This window comes from Roseibium aggregatum, assembly GCF_014692675.1.
In the GTDB taxonomy this organism is placed as follows: Bacteria; Pseudomonadota; Alphaproteobacteria; order Rhizobiales; family Stappiaceae; genus Roseibium; species Roseibium aggregatum_C.
In genome coordinates, this window is sequence record NZ_JABFCZ010000098.1 from 1 (window position 1) to 457 (window position 457).

General features: G+C 65.0%; 1 protein-coding gene. It reads left to right on the forward strand.

Annotation, left to right across the window (positions count from 1 at the left end; translation table 11 throughout):
• Positions 1–457 (forward strand): family 20 glycosylhydrolase (locus HK439_RS26470; protein WP_190294469.1); only part of this gene is annotated, 457 nt, incomplete at both ends.

Here is a 457-nt window from a genome sequence, read left to right on the forward strand (position 1 = left end):
GTGCAAGACTGCATCCCGAGGTCTTCCAATTTCCGGCATCCGGCGTGATCGTCGATGAGCCGTCGATGGGCTGGCGCGGCCTGCACCTCGATGTCGCCCGCCAGTTCTACGGCGCCGCCGAGGTCAAGAAGCTGGTGGCGGTGCTTGCCTGGAACAAGCTCAACCGCTTCCACTGGCACCTTTCCGACGATGAAGCCTGGCGCGTCGAGATCGACGCCTATCCTGATTTGACCGCGGTCGGTGCCTGGCGCGGCCACGGTCTGGCCGTTCCGCCGCTGCTCGGTTCGAGCCCGGCCCGCACCGGCGGTTACTACACCAAGGCTGCCATCCGCGAGATCGTCGCCCATGCCAAGAGCTTCGGCGTGGAGATCGTGCCGGAGATCGATGTTCCCGGCCATTGTTACGCCATGCTGCAGGCGATACCGGAGTTGCGTGATCCAGCCGAGGTCGGCAGCTA